At 75.4% G+C, this 18,250-nt stretch carries 15 protein-coding genes and 1 pseudogene; 5 read left to right on the forward strand and 11 right to left on the reverse strand.

The window, feature by feature from the left end:
- Window positions 1-37 precede the first annotated feature (37 nt).
- Window positions 38-1,459, reverse strand: coding sequence for an APC family permease (locus tag K2F47_RS22415; protein ID WP_242906807.1), 1,422 nt, complete (start codon window positions 1,457-1,459; stop codon window positions 38-40).
- Between the two features lie 151 nt (window positions 1,460-1,610).
- Here K2F47_RS22415 and K2F47_RS22420 point away from each other — a divergent pair, with 151 nt between their 5' ends.
- Window positions 1,611-2,339: a TetR/AcrR family transcriptional regulator gene (locus tag K2F47_RS22420; protein WP_242906809.1), complete on the forward strand. Its 729-nt coding sequence runs from the start codon at window positions 1,611-1,613 to the stop codon at window positions 2,337-2,339.
- Window positions 2,336-3,445 (forward strand): DmpA family aminopeptidase, encoded by a 1,110-nt coding sequence (locus K2F47_RS22425; RefSeq protein ID WP_242906811.1) that lies wholly within the window; start codon window positions 2,336-2,338, stop codon window positions 3,443-3,445. Before K2F47_RS22420 ends, K2F47_RS22425 begins: the two co-directional genes overlap by 4 nt.
- Before the next feature lie 7 nt (window positions 3,446-3,452).
- Here the strand turns inward: K2F47_RS22425 and K2F47_RS22430 are convergent, their stop codons facing one another.
- Complete coding sequence (locus K2F47_RS22430; RefSeq protein WP_242906813.1) at window positions 3,453-4,430, reverse strand: diacylglycerol/lipid kinase family protein; 978 nt, start codon at window positions 4,428-4,430, stop codon at window positions 3,453-3,455.
- A 99-nt stretch (window positions 4,431-4,529) separates the two neighbouring features.
- Here K2F47_RS22430 and K2F47_RS22435 point away from each other — a divergent pair, with 99 nt between their 5' ends.
- Window positions 4,530-5,384 carry an amidohydrolase family protein gene (locus K2F47_RS22435; RefSeq protein ID WP_242906814.1) on the forward strand — a complete coding sequence of 285 codons (855 nt, stop codon included), beginning with the start codon at window positions 4,530-4,532 and terminating at the stop codon, window positions 5,382-5,384.
- Between the two features lie 19 nt (window positions 5,385-5,403).
- Here K2F47_RS22435 and K2F47_RS22440 read toward each other — a convergent pair whose 3' ends face one another.
- From K2F47_RS22440 to K2F47_RS22450, 3 genes are read right to left on the reverse strand one after another with little or no spacing between them, the layout of a single operon-like run.
- The gene (locus K2F47_RS22440; protein WP_242906816.1) at window positions 5,404-6,435 is read right to left on the reverse strand and encodes a cation diffusion facilitator family transporter; all 1,032 of its coding nucleotides are present in this window, start codon (window positions 6,433-6,435) and stop codon (window positions 5,404-5,406) included.
- Complete coding sequence (locus tag K2F47_RS22445; protein WP_242906818.1) at window positions 6,432-6,821, reverse strand: ArsR/SmtB family transcription factor; 390 nt, start codon at window positions 6,819-6,821, stop codon at window positions 6,432-6,434. The genes K2F47_RS22440 and K2F47_RS22445 overlap by 4 nt, the downstream gene beginning before the upstream one ends.
- A gap of 24 nt (window positions 6,822-6,845) precedes the next feature.
- Entirely contained in the window at window positions 6,846-7,889 is a 1,044-nt protein-coding gene (locus tag K2F47_RS22450; protein WP_242906820.1) for a DUF6777 domain-containing protein, read from the reverse strand.
- Window positions 7,890-8,002: 113 nt separating this feature from the next.
- Here K2F47_RS22450 and K2F47_RS40820 point away from each other — a divergent pair, with 113 nt between their 5' ends.
- Window positions 8,003-9,589 carry a serine/threonine-protein kinase gene (locus K2F47_RS40820; RefSeq protein ID WP_272497293.1) on the forward strand — a complete coding sequence of 529 codons (1,587 nt, stop codon included), beginning with the start codon at window positions 8,003-8,005 and terminating at the stop codon, window positions 9,587-9,589.
- Here the strand turns inward: K2F47_RS40820 and K2F47_RS22460 are convergent.
- From K2F47_RS22460 to K2F47_RS22475, 4 genes are all read right to left on the reverse strand, one after another.
- A complete protein-coding gene (locus tag K2F47_RS22460; protein ID WP_242906822.1) occupies window positions 9,578-10,741 on the reverse strand; it encodes a VWA domain-containing protein in 1,164 nt (387 codons plus the stop codon). The genes K2F47_RS40820 and K2F47_RS22460 overlap by 12 nt on opposite strands.
- Entirely contained in the window at window positions 10,738-12,981 is a 2,244-nt protein-coding gene (locus tag K2F47_RS22465; RefSeq protein WP_242906824.1) for a DUF5682 family protein, read from the reverse strand. Before K2F47_RS22465 ends, K2F47_RS22460 begins: the two co-directional genes overlap by 4 nt.
- Complete coding sequence (locus K2F47_RS22470; RefSeq protein ID WP_242906826.1) at window positions 12,978-14,048, reverse strand: ATP-binding protein; 1,071 nt, start codon at window positions 14,046-14,048, stop codon at window positions 12,978-12,980. Before K2F47_RS22470 ends, K2F47_RS22465 begins: the two co-directional genes overlap by 4 nt.
- Window positions 14,049-14,143: 95 nt before the next feature.
- Window positions 14,144-15,682, reverse strand: coding sequence for a DUF5691 domain-containing protein (locus tag K2F47_RS22475; protein ID WP_242906828.1), 1,539 nt, complete (start codon window positions 15,680-15,682; stop codon window positions 14,144-14,146).
- On the opposite strand from K2F47_RS22475, the pseudogene K2F47_RS41755 reads away from it, so the two are divergent.
- Window positions 15,647-15,916, forward strand: a pseudogene (locus K2F47_RS41755) (hypothetical protein); the annotation flags it as partial. The gene K2F47_RS22475 and the pseudogene K2F47_RS41755 overlap by 36 nt on opposite strands.
- 47 nt (window positions 15,917-15,963) lie before the next feature.
- Here K2F47_RS41755 and K2F47_RS22480 read toward each other — a convergent pair.
- Together K2F47_RS22480 and K2F47_RS22485 are read right to left on the reverse strand one after the other, a co-directional pair.
- Window positions 15,964-17,259: an SWIM zinc finger family protein gene (locus K2F47_RS22480; protein WP_242906830.1), complete on the reverse strand. Its 1,296-nt coding sequence runs from the start codon at window positions 17,257-17,259 to the stop codon at window positions 15,964-15,966.
- A gap of 85 nt (window positions 17,260-17,344) precedes the next feature.
- Window positions 17,345-18,100 (reverse strand): M50 family metallopeptidase, encoded by a 756-nt coding sequence (locus tag K2F47_RS22485; protein WP_372490887.1) that lies wholly within the window; start codon window positions 18,098-18,100, stop codon window positions 17,345-17,347.
- Window positions 18,101-18,250 lie beyond the last annotated feature (150 nt).

Raw genomic sequence — 18,250 nt, forward strand, 5'->3', positions numbered from 1 at the left:
CCCGGCCCGATCGTGAGCCGGACCGGGCCGCCCTACGTCAGTCGTCGGCAGGCTCCTCCTCGGCCGCGTCCTGGAGGTGCCAGCCGCCGCGGCGGCGCAGCACGAGCGCGAAGTAGGCGCACGCGGCGGCGATCACGCCGAGCGCGACGAACAGGCTCGGGCGGCCGACCTCCGGGTCCTTGGCGTTCTGGTAGATCACGTAGACCAGCGCGAGGAGCGCGGCGACCGGCGCGACCGGGAACCAGGGCATCCGGTAGCCCGCGTGGGCGGTGGTCCCGTTCCGGCGTCCGGCGATCACGGCCAGGCACAGCGCGCCGTACACGAAGACCAGCGACGTCCCGGTGACGACCAGGAGGAACTTCTCCTCCAGGAAGCACGCGGCGGCGCTGAGGACCCCGCCGATGATCGTGGCGATCCAGGGCGTGCCGAACCGGGGGTGCAGCGTGGTCAGCGCCCTGTCGACGCGCGGCGACCAGGTGCCGTCCCGGCCCGAGCTGAAGATCAGCCGGGCGGTGAGCAGCATGATCGCGATCACCGCGTTCAGGATCGCGAGCGCGATCGCGAGGCTGATCACCTTGTTGAGCGTCGCGCCGCCGCGCTCGGTGATGAAGTACTCCATCATCGAGTCCGAGTGCAGCAGCGTGTCCAGGTCGGGCGCGCCGAGCAGGACGGCGGTGACCGGGATCAGCTCGGCCGCGACCGTGATGCCGAGGGCCCACAGGATCGTCCGGGCGATGGCCTTCTGCGCGTTGTGGGTCTCCTCGCCGAAGTACACCGCGGAGCCGTAGCCGTTGTAGGCGAAGATCGCGACGGCGGTAGCGGCGGCGATCAGCCCGGCGGACGCGGCGGTCACCCCCGAGCCGTCGGCCGCCACGACCGGATGCGCGATCAGGTCGGTGAACGGCCGCTCGACGTGCAGGAACCCGAGCGCCGACAGGACGAGCAGCGCGATCATCTCGATCGCCAGGAAGATCCCGGTGACCACCGCGTTGACCTTGATGTCGAAGATCGCGATGACGGTCGCGGCGGCGACCGTGACCGCCGCGACGACCGGCCCGTTCAGCCCGTCGACGACCACGCCCAGGTAGGTGCCGACGCCGAGCGCGATCACGGCCAGGATCAGGAGCTGGGTGATGAGGATCAGGCCGAGCACGACGAACCCGGGCATCCGCCCGAGCGTGCGCCCGACGATCGCGTACTCGCCGCCCGTCAGCGGATACGCCGAGGACAGCTCGGCGTAGACGAACGCCATGAAGATGCCGACGACGCCCGCGGCGGCGAAGGTCAGGAAGGCGCCGGTGCCCGCCTGGGTGATCACCCCCGGCGCGATGATGAAGACCGACGACGCGGGCGTGACCGCGGACAGGACGATGAGCAGCGCGCCGACCGTCCGCAGGCCGCGGTGCAGCGCTGGGGGGCGGTCGGCGGTGGCCGGTGGACGGACCTCAGGAGCGGCCATCAGGGCACCTCCGCGTTGAAAATTCCTTGAACGAGTATCAAAGAACACCGGGCGCCCAGGTCAATACGGGTGCCGGTAACGTCTTGGTCTCGTCTTTCTCGCGTCGATGCCTGACTTGCATTGTCTGAAAGATCTTCAGAGAATGTCGGGCATGGCGAGACCCAGCAGGGCCCACGAACGGCGAGCCGACCTCGTCGCCGCCGCCCGCCGCGCCGTCGTCGGACGCGGCGTGCTCGACCTCCGGCTGCGCGACGTGGCCGAGGAGGCGGAGATGTCGTCCGGCTCCGTCCTGTACTACTTCCCGACGCTGGACGACCTGCTGCGCGAGGTGCAGCGCGAGGCCGTCGAGCGGTTCTGCGCCGGGCGCGAGGAGGCCGTGCGCGGCGAGCCCGACCCGCTGCGGCGGCTGGCGGCGATGGTCCGCAGCGGCCTGCCGACCGGCCCCGGCGACGAGCTGTGCGTGCTGCTGTACGAGCTCGGCACCATCGCCCGCCGGGACGTCTCCTACGCCGCCGAGCACATCCGGCTCTACGAGCGGCAGGTCGGCATCTACGCCGGCATCCTCGACACCGGCGCCGCCACCGGCGCGTTCACGCTGACCCGCGACGCCTCGACGATCGCCCGCAACCTCGTCGCGCTGGAGGACGGGTACGGCCTGCACATCGTCATGGCCGCGCCGACGCTCGACGCCGCCCGCGCCGCGCGGCTGCTGCTCGCCGCCGCCGCCGACGCCACCGGCCTCACCCTCGAAGCCCTCGAATCCGCCGCGCCCGCCGCACCCCCCGAAACCGCCGCACCCGCCGTACCCCGCGAAGCCGCCGCGCCTCCGCGAGGGGCCGTGCCCCCGCAAGCCCGCCATGACCCGGAAGGGGACCGATGACCCGCGCCCGCCAGTTCGGCCTGCCGCTGCCCGGCCTGCCAGGGCCGCACAACGCGATCACCGACGTCCCCGGCGTCGAGGTCGGCTACACCACCCTGACCAGCGGCGACGGCCCGCTCCGCCGGGGCGAGGGCCCGGTCCGTACGGGGGTGACCGCGCTGCTGCCGCGCGGCCGGACGGGGTTCGCCGACCCGTGCGCCGCCGGCATCCACGCCCTCAACGGCAACGGCGAGATGACCGGCTCGCACTGGATCGCCGAGACCGGCGCGCTGACGCTGCCCGTGCTGATCACCAACACGCACGCGGTCGGCGCGTGCCACCGCGGCGCGATCGACTGGGCGCTGCGCGAGCGCCCCGACGCCCGCGAGTGGATGCTGCCCGTGGTCGCCGAGACCTGGGACGGCTACCTCAACGACATCGGCGGCGACCACGTCCGCCCCGAGCACGCGGTCGCGGCGATCGACGCGGCGCGCGGCGGCCCGGTCGAGGAGGGCTCGGTCGGCGGCGGGACCGGCATGAACTGCTACGGCTTCAAGGGCGGCAGCGGCACGTCCTCGCGGGTCGTGGAGCACGGTTCCGACTCCTACAACGTCGGGGTGTTCGTCCAGGCCAACTTCGGGTCCCGCGCGCAGCTCAGCGTCTGCGGGGTCCCGGTCGGCGCCGACCTCGCCGGCGACAACCCGATGGAGGACACCGACTGGCTCGGGCTCGCCGGCGCGGGCTCGGTGATCGTGGTCGTCGGCACCGACGCGCCGCTGCTGCCCGGCCAGTGCGCCGCGCTCGCCCGCCGCGTCCCGCTCGGCCTCGCCCGGACGGGCACCTACGGGCAGCACTCGTCCGGCGACGTGTTCCTGGCCTTCTCCAACGCCAACCCGGGCGCGATCAGCGGCGGGTTCCCGGTGGGGGAGCCGGGCTACGACGCGCTCCGGTTCGTCCCGTGGAACCGCATCGACCCGTTCTACGAGGCGGTCGTGCAGGCGGTCGAGGAGGCCGTGCTGAACGTGCTGCTGTCGGCCCGCACCATGGTCGGACGGGACGGGCACCGCTCCCCGGCCCTCCCGCACGACAGGCTGAAGGAGCTGCTCGCCGCCCGCGGCGTGCTCTGACCGGCGGTCAGGTGTCGTGGAAGGTGCGGGGGACGATCACCCGCAGGGCGTTGCCGCGGAGCCGGATCGTGACCGGGGTCCGGCCGCGGATCTCGCCGTCCACGTCCACGCGCAGCGGCGGGTCGGTCTCGATCTCCACGTGCGCGGTGGTGAGGAACGCGTCCTCCTCCAGCGACCGCCACGGCCCGGTCAGCACGTGCCGGGCGGTCGCCGACGCCAGCCGCAGCCGCCGCCCGTCGCCCAGCCGGTAGACGGCGAGGAGGCGGTCGTCGGGGCTGGCGTCGCGGGCGATGCGCTGCCCGCTGTGGTGCGCGCCGTTGGCCACGTTGAGCTGGTGCGTCACGAGCTCGCGGGTCTCGCCGTCGATCGTGACACGGGCGGTGAACGCCGGGTGCCGGGGGAGCAGCCGCGCCGCCGTCAGCGCGTAGGCGGGACGGCCGATGAGCCGCTTCAGCGTGTGCGGGACGCTCCCCGCGACGTCCACCGACAGCCCGAGGCTGACCATGTTCGCGAAGATGTGCTCGCGGTCCTCCCCGCCCCGCCGGTCGCCGGTGCTCTCGAACCAGCCGACGTCCACGTCCGCGACCTTGCCGCCGCCCGGTCCGGCGAGGGCGAGGGTGCGCACGGCGCCGGGCAGGTCCAGCGGCATCTCCAGGCTCCGCGCGAAGTTGTTGGTGGTGCCGAGCGGCAGCACGCCGAGCGCGACGTCGCGGTGCGCGAGGTGCCCGACGGCCTCGGCGACCGTGCCGTCCCCGCCGCCGACGACGACCAGGTCCGGCTCCAGTTCGAGGACGCCGGTGAACAGCTCGCGCAGCCGGGACGGGTCGGTCACCGGCAGCACCCGGACGAACTCCACCCCGGCCTCGCGCAGCAGCCGCCGCGCCGCGCCGTAGAGCCGGCGGCCCCGCCGCGAACGGGCGTTCACCACCAGGACGGCGCGGCCGCCGTCCCGGATCGCCGCATCCAGCTCCGCCTTGGTCCGCATCGCCGCCACCCTACCCGCCGGTCCGCCCGCTCTCGCGGCCGCGCGGGCCGAAGATCGCCTAGAGTCGGGGACGTGGTAGAACCGCGTTCTGATTCGGCCGTGCCCGCGTTCTGGCGGGGCCTCGGTCTCCCCGGCCTCTTCGACGTCCACGTCCACTTCATGCCGCAGCGGCTGATGAGCGCGGTCTGGGCGTACTTCGACGACGCGGGCCCGCTGATCGGCGCCGAGTGGCCGATCCACTACCGCGACCCCGAGGACGAGCGGATCGCGACCCTGCGCGGCCTCGGCGTGCGCGCGTTCACCTCACTGCTCTACGCGCACCGCCCCGGCATGGCCGAGTCGCTGAACGAGTGGGCCGCCGACTTCGCCGCCCGCGTCCCCGAATGCGTCCAGTCGGCGACGTTCCACCCCGAACCCGGCGTCGCCGCCTACGTGCGCCGCGCCTTGGACGCGGGCGCCCGCGTCTTCAAGGTCCACCTCCAGGTCGGCGGGTTCGATCCCCGCGCCCCCGAACTCGACGAGGTGTGGGGCACGCTCGCCGAGGCCGGGACGCCCGCGGTCGTCCACGCCGGGTCGGGGCCCGTCGCCAACGGCTTCACCGGCCCGGGGCCGTTCGGCGACGTCCTCGCCCGCCATCCGAGCCTCACCGCCGTCATCGCCCACATGGGCGCGCCCGAGTACGAGGGGTTCTTCGACCTGGCCGACCGCTACCCGCGCGTCCACCTGGACACGACGATGACGTTCACCGGCTTCGCCGAGATGGGAGCGTTCCCGGCCGCGCTGCTGCCCCGGCTGCGCGACCTCGGCCTCGCGGGCCGGGTGCTGCTCGGCACCGACTTCCCCAACATCCCCTACGCCTACGCCCACCAGCTGGAGTCCCTGGCCGCCCTCGACCTCGGCGACGACTGGCTGCGCGCCGTCTGCCACGACTCCGCCGCCGCCCTGTTCGCCTGACGGTTTCGCCTGACGCGGCTCAGTGGTCGCAGGGATGCCCGCCCGCGTGCCGGTGCGGCTGCGCCCCGGCGACGTGGCGGGGGCCGTGCGCGTCCTGGCAGTGGCCGTGGTCTCCGGGCGAGGGCGCGGTCGCGTCGACGTGGTCGACCTCCAGCGTCGTGTGCGTGATCCCGTAGGAGTCGCGCAGCAGCGTCTGGAGATCGCGCCGGACGGCGTGGCAGTCGCCCATGGCGTCGACGAGCACGTGCGCCGACAGCGCCGGATAGCCGGAGCTGACCTCCCACACGTGCAGGTCGTGGACCTCCTCCACGCACGGGCGGCGCGCCAGCCGGCCGCCCAGCTCGGACGGGTCGATCCCCGCCGGCGCGGCCTCCATCAGCACCCGTCCCGCGTCCCGCAGCAGCTCGTACCCGGCCTTCAGCATCAGCGCCGCCACCACCAGCGAGGCGATCGCGTCGGCGCGGGCGAAGCCGACCGTCCAGACCAGCAGGCCCGCGACCGCCGTGGAGATGAACGCGTACAGGTCGTTCAGGATGTGCTGGAACGCGCCCTCGACGTTCAGGCTGCTCCGGTTCGCCCTGCTGATCAGCCAGGTCGCCGCGATGTTGACCGCGATGCCGGCGATCGACGTCCAGAACACGAGCTGGCCCTCGACGTCGGGCGGGTCGAGCAGCCGCCGGACGCCCTCGTAGACGAAGAAGACCGACAGCAGGATCAGCGTCAGCCCGTTGAGCTGCGCGGACAGGATCTCCGCGCGGCGCAGGCCGTAGGTGTAGCCGCCCTTCGGCGGGCGCGCCGCGATCCGCATCGCCACCAGGGCCAGCGCGATCGCGAACGCGTCGGTCATCATGTGCGCGGCGTCGGAGATCAACGCCAGCGACCGCGCCAGCAGGCCGATCACGACCTCGCCGGTCATGTAGACGAGGATCAGCGCGAGCGCGCCGCCGAGGTAGCGGCTGTCGGCGTCCGGGGTGAGGCCGTGCCCGTGGCCGTGCCCATGCCCGTGGCCGTGCCCGTGCGAGGTCTCCTCCGGCTCCCGCTCCTCGCTCATGTCTCCTCCTCCCCGTGGTGGACGTGGGCGAGGGCGAGATCGAGCAGCATCCGGACGTGCGAGTCGTCCAGCCGGTAGTAGGCCATGCGCCCGGCGCGGCGGACCCGGACGACGCGGTTGGCGCGCAGCAGGCGCAGCGTGTGCGAGACCGCGGACTCCGAGTGCCCGCAGGACGCGGCGATGTCGCACACGCACATCTCTCCCCCCTCCAGCAACGCGGTGATCACCCGCAGCCGGCCCGGGTCGGCCAGCAGGCCGAACACCTGGGCCAGCTCGGCGATCGTCTCCGTCTCCGGCAGCGACGCGCGGACGAGGCCGACCTTCTCAGCATCGATCACGCGCACCGCGCACTCCACGGCGGGGGCGACGTCTGAAGCACTGCTCATATGAGCAAATGTAGCGCATGGGTCTCACCAGTCGGGCGAGGCCCCCGTTTCCCCGGTGGGCGCCATGGAGATCGGCCCCGGCGTCCCCGTCTCCGAGGACGGCTCGGACGCCGCCGGCGCGGTGCCGCCGCCCTGGCCCGGGTCGTCCGGCGTGCTGGGCGACGGCTCGACCGACGGGACGCCGGTGCCGGGGCCGGTCGGCTCGGTCGCGCTCGGGCTGGGGCTCGGCTCGTCCGTCGGGACGTCCGTGCCGGGCGAGGAACTGCCGGAGTCGATCGGGGCGGGGGAGTCCGACGGCGACTCGACCGTCTCCTCGGGCGGGAGGTCGGTGGGCGGGCCGTCCAGCGCGCCCGCCGTGGCGCGCGGCCGCTCGAAGCCCATCGTCGCGCCCGGGTCGACGAGAACGAACGTCTCGATCGTCCCCTTCTGGGAATCACGCGGCCGGATCCGCGTCACTTTCCCCTTCTGGAAACCCGGCCAGGATCGGCCACGGTAGGATGCGCCGCCCGTCTTGATCTTTTTCTCCGGCTGGGTGAGCGGATTGCCGCAATTGCACTTCACCGTCGGCACTCCGTAGCCATTGATCAGAACGCCCATTCCGGCCTGGAGGACGGCGGGCGCGCTCGTCGCCGCGCCGTCGCGCCACCCGTGGTTCGTCACGAGCGTGTCGGTGCGCAGCAGGACCGGAGTGAGCCGCGAGACGTACCGGGGGATGTCGCTCACCGGAATGCCCTGCACCCCCGCCCACGCCTTCGCCTTCGCCGGGTCGGCCTGCAAGAACGCGATCAGCTTGCTCTGGTCGCAGCTCGCCGCGCGGCGCGTCCCGCCGTAGAGGCCGGGGGTGTCCCCGTCCCGCGTCCCGCCCGTCCGCTGCCGGGGCGTGACCTTGGTCGCGTCGGTCCCCGACATCAGCGTGTACGGCTCCGGGCCCGGCGACCCGACCGTCAACCGGGTGATCGTCGCCCCCGCGTCCCCGCACCCCGTCAGCACCCCGCCCGCCACGCACAGCACCGCCGCGGCCACCGCCACGACCCTGTTCCGGGCAATTGGCGAATAATTCTCACGCATGTGTCGTCTCCCGCTCCAGGTCCGCCGAACCTATACTCTTCGATGCCGGGCGAAGCGGTTTTGTGCCCGGTGAAATGCTTGATTTTCTCGGGGGAGCCGAACGGGGGGTGCGAATGGCGAGCCCGCTTCCCCTCGACGCCTCCGACCCCACGCGTCTCGGTGGCTGCGAGTTGCTCGGCCGCATCGGCACGGGCGGTCAGGGCGTGGTGTTCCTCGGTCGCCCGCTCGACCCCGCCGCGGGGCTGCCGCCGCTGGTCGCGGTCAAGCTGCTGCACACCCGGCTCCTGGGCGACGACGCGGCCCGCGCCCGCTTCGTCCGGGAGTTGGCGCTGCTCCAGCGGGTGGCCGGGTTCTGCACCGCGCAGATGCTCGCCGCCGACACCGCCGGCGACCGCCCCTACATCGTCAGCGAGTACGTCGAGGGCCGCTCGCTCAACGACCTCGTCCTGGAGGAGGGGCCGCGCACCGGCGCCGACCTCGACCGGCTCGCGATCAGCTCGGTCACGGCGCTCACCGCCATCCACCGCGCCGGGATCGTGCACCGCGACTTCAAGCCGCACAACGTCCTGATGGGACGCGACGGCCCGCGCGTGATCGACTTTGGCATCGCCCGCGCCTACGCCGCGGGCGCCACCCTGACCAGCCAGGTCGTCGGCACTCCCGCCTACATGGCGCCCGAGCAGTTCGCGGGACGCATCGGCCCCGCCACCGACCTGTTCGCCTGGGCCGCGACCCTGCTGTTCGCCGCCACCGCCCGCGACCCCTTCGCGGGCGGCAGCGTCCCCGCCGTCATGTACCGCATCCTGCACGAGACCCCCGACCTGAGCGCCCTCCCCGCCCCGATCGCCGAGGTCGCCGGCGCCTGCCTCGCCCGGGACCCGGCCGACCGTCCCACCGCCGAACAGGTCCTGATGCGCCTCCTGGGCGAGTACGGCGCCCCGCACACCCCCCACGACTTCTCCGCCCCGCCCGCCCTTCGCCCCACCACCCCGATCCCGAGCCCCCGCACCCCCGTCCCGACCCGCACCCTCGACCAGGGCGCGGTACCCGCCCCCCGCCCGTCCCCCACCCGAGCCCCGGCCCCCGGCCCCGCGCAGGGTTTCGCACCCGCGCCCGGGCGTGGAACTGGGAGCGGTCCGGGGAGCACGTACAAAGCTGGTTCCGGACGTGGGGGCGGTTCTGCGCTTGTGGGCGGGGCGGGGGAGGGGACTTCGACTCGGAAGGCCACCGCCGAGCTCGATCGGGGCGGGGAGCCGGCGGCGGGTTCCGGGGGCGCCGCCGGGCCGTTCGTGCCCGCGTCCTCGGGGGCTCGGACGCGGACGCGGGAGCTGCGGCGGGGAGCGGCGACGGTGGTGGGGCTCGTGCTCGCGGGGTTCCTCGCCGCGCTGGACGTCGCGTCGCTCGCGATCCTGATCGCGCGGCCGTCGCTGACGGAGGGGCATCGCGGCGGGCTGCTGCCCGTGGTCGCGACGTCGTTCACCGTGCTCGCCGCCGTCACGCTGGTCGCGGTGATCCTCGCGTGGCGCGGCAGCCGCGCCGGGGCGTGGACGGCGATGGCCGCCCGCGTCACCCGGGTCGCGCTGTGGGGCGCGTGGGGCGCGCTCGTGTCCGTGGACGCGGCCGCGCTGGCCGGGCACGCCGCCGTCACCGCCCTGGTGGTGGTCCTGCTCGCGGCGGGGCTGCGCTCGTCACCGCGGTGACGAGCGCGTCCACTCGGTGAGGTCGCGGCGCTCGATCGCGGCGGCCATCAGGTCGGGGAAGGCGTCGGGGGTACAGGCGAACGCGGGGACCCCCAGCGCGGCGAGCGCCGCCGCGGTGTCGTGGTCGTAGGACGGGGCGCCCTCGTCCGCCAGCGCCAGCAGCACCACGACCCGCACGCCGGACGCCGCCAGCGCCGCCACCCGCTGGAGCATCTCGTCGCGGTCGCCGCCCTCGTACAGGTCGGTGACCAGCACGAGGATCGTGTCCGCCGGGCGGGTGACCAGGCCCTGGCAGTACGCGACCGCGCGGTTGATGTCGGTGCCGCCGCCGAGCCGCGCCCCGAACAGCACCTCGACCGGGTCGTGGAGCTGGTCGGTGAGGTCGGCGACGGCGGTGTCGAACACCACCAGCGACGTGCGCAGCGCGCGCAGCGAGGCCAGCGCGGCGCCGAACACGCTCGCGTACACCACCGACGCCGCCATGGAGCCGCTCTGGTCGACGGCGAGCACCACGTCCCGCTCGACGCCCGCGCGGCGCCGCCCGTACCCGACCATGCGCTCGGGGACGAGCGTCCCGTGCTCGGGCAGGTAGTGGCGCAGGTTCGCGCGGATCGTCCGGTCCCAGTCGACGTCGGCGAGCCGCCTCGGGCGGGAGACGCGGGCCGCGCGGTCCAGCGCGCCGCCCGCCGCCGACCGCGTCCGCCCCGCGAGGCGCCGCTCCAGATCGCCGGTGACCTTCCGCACCACGGCCCGCGCCGACTCCCGCGCCCGGTCGGGCAGCACCCGGTTGAGCGACAGCAGCGTCCCGACCAGGTGGACGTCGGGCTCGACGGCCTCCAGCATCTCCGGCTCGGTCAGCAGCCGGGTCAGGTCGAGCCGCTCGATCGCGTCCTTCTGCATGACCTGGACGACCGTGGACGGGAAGTACTCGCGGATGTCGCCGAGCCAGCGCGCGACCGACGGCGCCGAGTCGCCGAGGCCCGCGCCGCGCCGCCCCGGCCGGGGGCGCCCCTCCTCGCGGTCGCCCGCGCCGTAGAGCCGCTCCAGCGCGCCGTCCATCCGGGCGTCGTCGCCGGTCAGCGACGCGCCGGTGCCGTCGGCGCGCTCGCCGCCGAGCACCAGGCGCCACCGCCGCAGCCGTTCGTCGCTCATCGGGCCCCCTCCCAGCCGAGAATGGTCAGCGCGGTCGCGGCGGCGGGCGCCGCGCGGGACTCGTCGAGATCGTCGCCCGGTGGACGCGGCGCTCCGCCCCCCTCGCCGAGGCGGCGGGCCCGCTCGCCGATCGCGCGCCGCTCGGCGGACCCGTAGGCGCCGAAGGTCCGGCGCAGCAGCGGCAGCACGTCGGTGAACGAGTCGCCGGGCAGCCCGGAGATCCAGCCGTCCACGAGGCGGAGCAGGGCGTCGTCGTGCAGGAGCAGCAGCCCGCCGCCCGACAGGAAGCCCTCGACCCACGCCGCCGCGCGCGCCGGTGCCGCGCCGACCGACACCGCGCGGGCCATCCGGTCGGGGACGTCCGGCAGGCGGCCCGCGTCGTGCAGGAGGCGGGTGAGGCGGCCCTCGATCAGGCCGTGCAGCGCGTCCGGGCGGGCGACCAGCGACTCCAGCGTGCGGCGCCACCGCTCCAGGTGACCCTCGTGGGCGAGCAGCGACAGCGCGCCGTGGACGGCGTCGACCCGCCCGAGGACGTCGCGGGCCGCGTCGTCGTCCAGCCCCGCCACGGCGGCGGGCAGCCCGACGCAGATCCGCACGACCAGGCCGTCCACGACCGTGTGGAGCGGGCCGGTGGAGGTGCCGCGCACGTCCCCGTAGCGCAGCGCCCTGACCAGCGCGGGCAGCGCCGCCATCAGGTGCGCGACGTCGGTGTCGACGGCGGCGCGGTCGGCGAGCGCGCGCATCACGGTCGGCAGCGCGTCGCCGAGGTCGGCCAGCAGGCACCGCTCGGCGACGGAGGTCAGGTCGGCGAGCGCGCCCGCGCCGGCGGCGAGCGCCTCGGCGCGGGCGGTCGCGGCGCCGCGCACGGTCGTCCCCCACGCGCTCGCCTCGATCAGCTCGACGTCGAACTCGGGCCGCCACGCCAGCGTCCAGGTCTCCCGGAACGTCCCCTTCGACCGGCTCTCGGACGGGACGCCCCACTCCACCCCCACCAGCCGGAGCCGGTGCAGCAGGTGGCTGCGCTCCAGGTCGGTCGGCTTGCGCAGGTCGAGGTCCTGGTCCTTGTCGAGCGCGGACGGCCGCAGCCGCAACCGCCGCTGCTCGGCCTGGAGGTCGCGCTGGAGCGGCACCATCGGGGTCCGCTCGGGCACCGCGCCGAGCCGCTCGCCGACCACCAGCCGCGCCCGCACCAGCTCGACCGGCAGGTCGGCGCCCTCGCACAGGACGGCGCGCGTCGCCTCGGTGACCTCCTCCAGCCCCGCCAGCGGACGGCCGCGCAGCGCGGCGAGCGCCTCCGCCAGCCGCACCGCCTCGATCACGTGCGCGGACGAGACGTGCAGGTCCTCCTCGCGCAGCACCCGCGCGGCGGCGGTCAGCCACCGCTCGACCGGGCGGTCGGGCGCCGTGAACAGATGGTGGTACCAGCCGGGGGACCGCACGCCCGCCCCGTACCCGGACCGCCCGGCGAGCCGCCCGTGCGTCCACGGCACCCACGTCATCGCGACCTTCGTCTTCGGCAGGCCGCGCAGCGTCCGGTCGTCGCGGGCGGCGGGCACACTCGCCAGCAGCGCCGGGACGTGCCACGCGCCGCACACCACCGCCACCCGCTCGTACCCCTCCTTGAGGACGCGGCGGACCGTCCGGCGCATGTACGCCTCGCGCTGCTCCTCCCGCCGCAAGTACCCGGCGGGCAGGCCGCTCTCCTCCGGCGACGCGTCCACCTGCGCCCGCAGCTCCGCCATCGCCTCCGCGATCGCGGGGAACGGGGACGGGCCGCCGAGCCGGTGCTCGACGACGTCGTCCCACCAGCGCTCGGTGTCGTCGTACCCGGCGGCCTTCGCCAGCAGGCCCAGCGGGTCGAGCCGGATGTCCTCCTCCGCCGCGCCGGGCTCCCCTTCGTCCGCGAGCGGGACGAGCTGGTTCGCCGCCGGGAGGTCGCAGAACCCGACCTGCGCGCCCATCGCGAGCGCGTGCCGGATCGCCTGCCATTCCGGGCTGAACTCGGCGAACGGCCAGAAGGCCGCCCGGCGGTCGTGCTCCCCGGTGGGGGAGTGGGCCAGCAGCGCGACCGGCGGCACCATCCCCGGGTCGGCGGCCAGCGCCACGATCGGATCGGCCTCCGGCGGCCCCTCGACCAGCACCGCGTCGGGCTTGAAGCCCTCCAGGGCGGTGCGCAGCGCGCGCGCCGACCCCGGCCCGTGGTGCCGGACGCCATAGACCTCGACCCGGGGCGCCGTCAAGAGACCTCCCGGCAGGCGCGGTAGAAGTCCTGCCAGTCGGGGCGGTCCCGGACGACCGTCTCCAGGTACTCCTGCCACGCGACCCGGTCGGCCACCGGGTCCTGCACGACGGCGCCGACGATGCCGCCCGCGACGTCCGCCGCGCGCAGCACCCCGTCGCCGAAGTGCGCGGCCAGCGCCAGCCCGCTCGTGACCACGGAGATGGCCTCGGCGGTGCCGAGCGTCGCGCCCGGCGACTTGAGCTTGGTCCGCCCGTCGCCGGTCAGCCCCGAGCGCAGCTCGCGGAACACCGTCACCACCCGGCGGATCTCCTCCAGCCCCGCCGGGGCCTCGGGCAGCTCCAGCGCCGCGCCGATCTGCCCGACCCGGCGGGCGACGATGTCGACCTCGTCGTCCACGGAGTCCGGCAGCGGCAGCACGACCGTGTTGAACCGCCGCCGCAGCGCGCTCGACAGCTCGTTCACGCCCCGGTCGCGGTCGTTCGCCGTCGCGATCACGGTGAAGCCGCGCCGCGCCCGCACCTCCGTGCCGAGCTCGGGCACCGGCAGCGTCTTCTCCGACAGGACGGTGATCAGCGTGTCCTGCACGTCGGAGGGCATCCGGGTCAGCTCCTCGATCCGCGCGACCGACCCGAGCCGCATCGCCCGCATCAGCGGGCTCTCCACCAGCGCCCGCTCCGACGGGCCCTCCGCGAGCAGCCGCGCGTAGTTCCACCCGTACCGGACGGACTCCTCCGACGTGCCCGCCGTCCCCTGCACCAGCAGCGTGGAGTCGCCGCTGACGGCCGCGGCCAGATGCTCGGCGACCCACGTCTTCGCCGTCCCCGGGACGCCGAGCAGCAGCAGCGCCCGGTCGGTGGCGAGCGTCGCGACCGCGACCTCGATCAGCCGCCGCGACCCCACGTACTTGGGCCCGATGACCGTCCCGTCGGGCAGCTCGCCGCCGAGCAGGTACGTGCTGACCGCCCACGGCGACAACCGCCACCCCGGCGGCCGGGGCCGCTCGTCCTGCTCGGCGAGCCGCGCCAGCTCGCCCGCGTACTCCTCCTCCGCATGCGCCCGCAACACCCCGCCCGCGCCCTCAGGCGCACGACTCCCCGGCAACTGCCCCGCCTCTCTGGGGGGACGACCCTCCAGACCCCCCAGCAACCGCTCCTCTTCGCTCACTCGGCCAGCTCCTTCACCATCTCGTCGCGGAAACGCAGGGTCGTGATCAGCTCGGCCACGGCGCGCGGCGCGGCCGGGCCCAGCTCCTCCAGCCGGGACGCGGCGGACGGGTCGAGCCGCTGGTCGGCGAGCCGGCACAACTGGGTGAGGGCGTGCTCGTCGCGGCGCGTCGGACGCCGCGCGGCGGCGGTGAGCGTCGCGACGACCGCCGCCGCGAGGTCGCCGGTCCACGGGCCGGGCACCCGCTCCAGGACGCGCAGCAGGTCGGGCTGCCCGTCGACCCAGCGGATCAGCTCGGCCGCCGCCGGGTCGCGCTCGCCGCCGGGCAGGACGGCCAGCAGCCCAGCGAGCGCCTCCGGCTCGTCCACCACGACGCCGCCGCGGAGCAGCGCGCGCGCCCAGTCCACGTCGCGCTGCCGCAGCGCGGCCCGCGCCCACCCGATGTGCACGTCCCGGGCGGCGCGGCCGTCGGGGTCGGCGACGCGCAGGCACACGATCTCCATCGGCGGCAGCCCGAACAGCTCCGTCCAGGTGGCGAGGGGCGTCCGCGCGAGGATCTCCCGCAGCCACGCCGCCCGCGCCCCGACCGGACCGTTCCCGTTACCCGGCATGAACGACCCGCTCGGATGAAACGGGACGCCGTCGCGCGCGAGGTCCTCGTCGTGCTCGCGCGGCGGCTCGACCTCGATGGCCGTCCGCACGCGCCCCCGGTCGCGGGAGGTGCGCGCCGTCACGCACGCGCGGGCGCGCGCCGCCATCCGCCGCCCGTAGGCCGAGCCGGGCAGCCGGGCCAGCAGGTCGGACGCGAGCTGCCGGACGTCCTTGCCGCGGTCTTCGAGCGCCGCCTCCAGGAACTCCTCGTCGTCGAGGGTCAGGCCGTGCTCGAAGGTCGCCAGGAACGCGGCGCGGTCGGGCGCGGGTTCGCGGGCCCAGGTCTCCGCGAGGACGTCGCGCGCCGCGCCCGGGTCGGTGCGGCGCAGCCCGGTCAGGAAAGCGACCCGCTGGTTGCGCGTCCCGGTCCGCCACACGTCGGCGCCGCCGCCTGGGTCGTCGCCCGCCCCGACGAGGTAGGCCCAGTCGGTGTTGCGCAGGGCCAGCCACACCCCGCGCCGCCCCGCCGCGCGGGCGATCGAGGGGCGCAGCATCCGGTCGCTGCGACCGCGCTCCAGCAGCTCGGGCAGCAGCCGGGCCGGGACGCGGCGCCCGTGCGCGGCGGCCGCGTCCAGCCACTCGGGCAGCACCCGGATCTGCTCCCCGGCGAGGATCCGGTCCAGCCGGGCCGCCGCCACCGGCGGGACGACCGGCGCGTCCTCGCCCGGCGCCGGGGCGATCACCTCGACCCCGGACGCGGGCGGGCGGCCCGCGCGGCGGCGCAGCGTGAGCACCGCCGCCTGGTCGAGGAGCCGCGCGGCCTGATCACCGGCCTCGCCGGGCGGCTCGGGAGCCCCGGGCAGTTCGGGCGGGTCGCGCCGCTCGGTGCCGAGCAGCGCCGCGCTGACATGGTCGGACCAGACGTTCGCAGGCCCGCCGCTCACAGGCCCGCCGTTCGCAGGGCCGCCGTTCGCAGGGCCGCCGCTCGCAGGCCCGCCGCTTGGAGGGCCGCCGCTCGCAGGCCCGCCGCTTGGAGGGCCGCTGCTTGGAGGGCCGCCGCTTGGAGGGCCGCCGCTCACAGAGCCGCCGCTCACAGGACTATCGCTCGCAGGACCACCGTTCGGAGGACCACCGTTCGGAGGACCGCCGTTCGGAGGACCGCCGCTCGGGGGTCCACCGCTCGCAGGACTACCGCTCGGGGGACCATTGCTCACAGGGCTGCCGCTCATAGGATCACCGGTCCCTCGTCGGGCTGCCAGACGGTCAGCGGGCGCAGGCCGCCCGCGCCCCACTCGCCGGACAGCGTGACCGGGCCGCCGCCCGACACCGCCAGCAGCCGCCACGGGTCGGTGAGCCGCAGCGGGAGCGCGTCGCCCGCGCCGTCGACGGCGTGCAGGTCGCCGCCCTCGGCGCGGCCGAGCCGGACCGCCGTGAGCGTCGCGGGCCAGCTGTCGAGCCACGGGTCGCGCGCCAGCGCGGCGGCGTGCTCGCCGAGGAAGCCCCGGACGTCCGTCCCCTCGGGGGCGCCCTCCCCGGCGGGCCCGTACCGGTCGGCGACGAGCGCGCGCAGCGGCTGGGCGCCGGGATAGAAGGCCAGCTCGGCGTCGATCTCGGTGCCCACGACGAGGGAGTTGTCGAGCCGCCCGCCGGACGCGGCGCCAGGCGCGGCGAACGACAGCACGAGCGCGGGACGCCCCGTCCGGCGGCCCCGCAGCCACACCCGGCGCGTGGTCAGCTGGTCCTGTGCGGAGTCGCGCGAGCCGGTCACCGACCAGGTGTCGCGGACGCGTTCGCCCGCCGCCAGCACCTCCTCCTGCGCGACCGTGAACCCGACCCGCGCGCGGACGGTGTCGCGCAGCTCCGGCGGGAGCTCGTCCCGCCGCTGGTACGCCCGGACGAGCAGCCGCAGCAGCGCGTACTCCTCCAGCAGCCGCCCGGGCCAGCCGGGGCGGCGCGGGATCGCCGCGAGCCCCCGGACCGGGCCGGAGAGCGCGGCGGCCTGCGCGTCGACCAGGCGCCGGGCCGCGTCGTCCCACAGCCGGTAGGGCGCCTGCTCGGCCTGCGCCAGGCCGTGCGCGACCTGGTCGCGCAGCCACTGGTCGAGGTCGGCGAGCCCGTCGTCGACGCGCCGCTCGCGCCGCTCGGCCGTCTTCGGGTCGCGGGCCCTGGCGGCGGGGGCCCGCCGCTCGTCCCGGTCGTGCCGCCGCTCCATCCACTCGGCTGCCCACCCCGGACGCGGGCCGGGCTCGACCGCGCCCTCGCTCCAGAGCAGCAGCAGCGCGAGTGCGTGCTTGCAGGGGAACTTGCGGCTCGGGCACGTGCAGCGGAACGCGGGTTCGGCCAGGTCGGCGCACGTCCGGTAGGGGTTCGCGCCGCTGCCCCGGCACTCGCCCCAGACCGCGCCTTCGTCGCAGCCGGTGCCCGCCCACGACGCGGCCGCCGCGACGCCGCCCGCGGCCTTCGCCGCCGCGGCGTCGGGCGCCAGCCCGAGCACCCGCCCCCGCTCCCATCGATCGCTCACGGTGTCGAAACTATCCCGCGGGTCCGACATTCGACCCGCGGTCAACCCCGGTGTCAGTGCGCCGGGGCGGAGCGGCGTCCCGGCGCTAGAAGCCGGGCGGGCGCGGGACGTCGTCCGGCGACAGCGCCACCTCCGGGAACAGCAGCGCCGCGCCCGCGACCAGCGCCGCGAGCGCGACCCCGCCGAAGAAGGTCACCCAGGCCAGGCCGGGCACGCCGGTGAGGTGCGCGAGCTGGTCGGCGTCCGAGCTCGGCGCCATGTGCCGGGCGCGCATGCGCTGGAGCTCGATCACCGGACGCGTCGCCGCGAGCAGCAGGAACCAGGCGGCCAGGTAGGCGAACCCGGCCTGCACCTTGGCGCCGCCGAGCCAGGACACCAGGAAGACGACCGCGCCGGTCGCGATCACCGACAGCGCCCCGTAGGCGTTGCGGATCATCACGAGCATGCCCGCGAGCAGCGCCAGCGAGAACCACAGCATCAGCGTGATCCGGCCGCCCGCCAGCAGCGCGGCGAACAGCAGCCCGAGCAGCGGGGGAGTGAGGTACCCGGCCATGGCGGTGAACACCATGCCGGGCCCGTGCGGCTTGCCCCGCGAGACCGTGACGCCCGAGGTGTCGGAGTGCAGCTTGATCCCGTCCAGCTTGCGGCCGGTGACCAGCGCGATCAGCGCGTGCCCGCCCTCGTGCGCGATCGTCACCGTGTTGCGCGCGACCCGCCAGGTCGGGCCGTGCACGACCGCGCCGAGCGCCACGGCCCCGACGAGGACGACCAGCCACCACGGCGGATCCGGCTGGGTCCCCGTCAGGCGGTCCCACAGATCGCCGATGCTTGCGTTCTCCACGTCCACCCCGTGTCGTCGTTCGCGATGCCCAACATTAGGACGTCGGGGATAACGTTCGCGTTCGGTTCGGACGCCTTCGCAAGCCGCGAATCGTTTCATCGGCGGCACGAGCGCGCCGATTGTGATCCACACCACAGCTACCGACGCGTA

The sequence above is a fragment of the Actinomadura terrae genome, from assembly GCF_022751215.1.
GTDB classification, from domain to species: domain Bacteria; phylum Actinomycetota; class Actinomycetes; order Streptosporangiales; family Streptosporangiaceae; genus Spirillospora; species Spirillospora terrae.